The organism is Armatimonas sp. (assembly GCF_043760365.1).
Taxonomy (GTDB): Bacteria; Armatimonadota; Armatimonadia; order Armatimonadales; family Armatimonadaceae; genus Armatimonas.
Genome location: NZ_JAYUPA010000942.1, coordinates 1 through 2864 on the forward strand (window position 1 = coordinate 1; position 2864 = coordinate 2864).

Consider the following 2864-nt stretch of genomic DNA (forward strand, 5'->3'; position numbering starts at 1 on the left):
GAGCAAGCCGAGCGTCAGGAGCAGCAGCGCCGAGTGCGCACCGCCGTCGCCCGTTTGGGAGAAAAAGAGAGAACACCGATCCACTTGATCTACTTCGAGGAATACAGTATCGCCGAGATTGCACGCCTCGAAGGGGTGCCAGAGAGCACCATCCGTAGTCGGGTTAAAGTGGGGCTGAAGCGGCTCTCAGGAGCCCTCGGCGAGAAAGAGATAGACAGTTACCCCCCTCTTCAAATCGGGGAGGGGGCGTAAGAGGAGGACATATGGAGATCGAAGAAAAACTCAAAGATGCCGCTGACTGGCGTCCTAATTCTGAAATGCCCCTAGGACTGGAACGGCGTGCCCTCGCCGGACGAGAGCGCCCTCCCCTTCGCCCCATCGGAATTGCGCGCCCCCGAAGTGTCTTATTCGCCACGGTAATGGCAGGGGCTGCCTGTATACTCATTGTCGTACGGGTTGACAAGCTACTTCCTGAGGCAAAGCCAATGATAAAACCGCACATCGAACGGAAAATTCAGCCAACGCCGGGGCAAACTAAGAAAATGTCGAAGCAATCCGAGCAAAAGCCGACGCATTTTGAGGAATCCCCAAGGTATTTCAAAGAAATTCCGAAGAAGAGACAAGAATCTCCGCCCGCGCGGCGCTTTTCTGTTGCCGTGGACACCCCCGGCGACTCCGTGGGGACAGTGAGTCGCGTTGCGGTGGAAAAACCACTCTACACACCGGCCTACTATGCGCAGCCTTCCGCTGATGGGGAAAGCGTCCAGTACATGCCCGTAGCGGTCGCTCTCGAAGACCCCGATGTTATCTATTCCGAATCTCAACAGGAGAACTAAATAATGAAACAACTACTTCTTTCTTTTTTTGCGCTCGCCGCCACCGTCCCCGCACTTGCCCAGGACACCGTCACCACGACGGTTCAGGGAGCAACCCGTGGCTCGGCACGTGCCCAGAGTGTCACGACTAACGAGCCGGACTGGTTTAGCAAGACCATCAATATTGACTTCAAGAATGCAACCCTCGAAGAGGCAATCAAGAAAATTCTGGAGGCGGCCAAAGTCAAGTTTGAGAAAATTGATGACCAGACCAAAGGCAACAAAAGCAAGCTTAGCCTGAAAATGGACGATGTCAATGCGCGGGATGCGATGGCATCCATTAGCCGACTCTACGGTGCACAAGCCTTTATCCTCAACGAGGACGGTAAAACAACGGTCGAGCTTCGCAAGCGCACCGCTGAGCCCACGGTACGTACCCTCAGTGGCAGTCTAGCCACCCCCTTCCCAGGCTTTGACGCGACAGGGTTTCGCCCGGGTAGTACCTATGTGCTAGGGACGTCGGAGCGCTACAAAGACCTACCGACAAAGAAGCTCGATATAGAGGTCAAAGACGGGACTGCGCTCGATATAGTAAAGCAGATCTGCGAGAAAGCCGGGCTGGAATATGAGCTGGAAGAGGGTATCAAAAGCAATGTTCAAGTCAAAATTACGATGAAGGGAATCTCGGTCGGCAATGCTCTGGACAATGCAGCGGGCTGGCTCGACTGCGGTTGGAAGGCGGAGAAAAAAGGCGACAAGATCAAGATCAGCTTCAGTAAGAAGCACCCTGGACCTGGCTTTAACTTCCGGATATCTGCTCCTAGTGTGCCCTTCCTGGGTGATCTTCCGGTTATTGGCAACCGCTTTCGCTCGGCCATATTTCTCAGCAAGCGCGTCTCCTTAGACAAGAAAAACACTGATGTGCGGGAGTGCTTCAAGGAGCTCCTCAAAGACGCCGACCTGAGCTACGCACTCGCCGATGATCTTCCCACGGATGCCAAGTCGTTCACCTTCTCCAATGTTCCTCTCTCCACGGCGCTGGACATGATCTGTGAGAGCATCGAGGTGGGCTGGGTTGCTGAGAGCGGCCCCGATGGAAAGCCAGTGATTCGTATTGGCAAGCGCTATAAAAGCCGCAGTCGTTCCACGAGCAACGAGAGCGTGAATCTCTTCCGAAGCACGGCACCGTCGCTAACACGCTACAATAGCCAAGTGGATGCCTACCGTGGTGCCGCGCGAAGCCTTCCCCAGGGCTCGCGGCGGATTCCCATAGATTTCCTGTAAGATTGTAACAAGTTCTTAAGGACTCCTTCAGCCCTGGTCGGTAGACTTAAAGCGGAAGGAGTCCCAAATGTTTACACTTGGGTTTTGCCCGCTCGATACTGCCGAAAGACAGGAGATGACCTTGCTTTGTCAGCGTTTCTTGAACGCGTCTGAGAGTGATCGGATTGCAGCTCACGAGACACTGGTAGCGCTTTGTGAGCTCGCGGGAGCACCGTGCTCGCCGCTTCTTCTCCTCTCGGATTTGCATATCTGGCACCTAAAGCGCCTCGTCTGGAACTACGCGGGCACCCCACGTATGCTATTAAGTGAGACTATCTGGCTGAGCAAGCGGCTACAATAGCATGTGAACTTGACCGTCTTACAGCAGGAGATCCGCGCCTGCACAAAATGCGTGGATACTGGATTTATCTCAGAAGCGCGTCCCCTGGTACTGGGCCAGCCCCACGCGAGCATCTTTTTGATTGGACAAGCCCCCTCGCGAACAGACCATGCATCAGGTCGTTTCTACGAAGGCCCGGCAGGTCGCAAGCTCCGTGGCTGGTTTTTAGAGTCCGGCTTTGAGGAGTCTGACTTTGGAACACGCATCTACGCCGCAGCAATTACCAAGTGCTTCCCCGGGCGCAATCCGGGCAGCTCGAAAGATCGTGTGCCGTCGCCTGCCGAGCAGAAGCTCTGCCGCACTTGGTTGGATGCAGAGCTTGCTGCCGTTGCGCCACGCGCTATCGTACTCTTTGGCGGGCTCGCCATCAAGACATTTCTCTCCAA

Annotated in this window: 5 protein-coding genes; all 5 read left to right on the forward strand. The window is 55.0% G+C overall.

Annotated elements, in window-relative coordinates; translation table 11 throughout:
• On the forward strand, nt 1-252 hold a 252-nt coding region (locus ACH2EH_RS23770), incomplete at its 5' end, for an RNA polymerase sigma factor (RefSeq protein WP_395145701.1).
• Between the two features lie 233 nt (nt 253-485).
• A complete protein-coding gene (locus tag ACH2EH_RS23775; protein ID WP_395145703.1) occupies nt 486-836 on the forward strand; it encodes a hypothetical protein in 351 nt (116 codons plus the stop codon).
• 3 nt (nt 837-839) lie between these two features.
• Nucleotides 840-2099, forward strand: a complete 1260-nt coding sequence (locus ACH2EH_RS23780; RefSeq protein ID WP_395145705.1) for a hypothetical protein — start codon at nt 840-842, stop codon at nt 2097-2099.
• A 67-nt stretch (nt 2100-2166) separates the two neighbouring features.
• Nucleotides 2167-2439 carry a hypothetical protein gene (locus tag ACH2EH_RS23785; RefSeq protein ID WP_395145706.1) on the forward strand — a complete coding sequence of 91 codons (273 nt, stop codon included), beginning with the start codon at nt 2167-2169 and terminating at the stop codon, nt 2437-2439.
• Between the two features lie 51 nt (nt 2440-2490).
• The coding region (locus tag ACH2EH_RS23790) for a uracil-DNA glycosylase family protein (protein WP_395145708.1) at nt 2491-2864 on the forward strand (374 nt) is incomplete at its 3' end.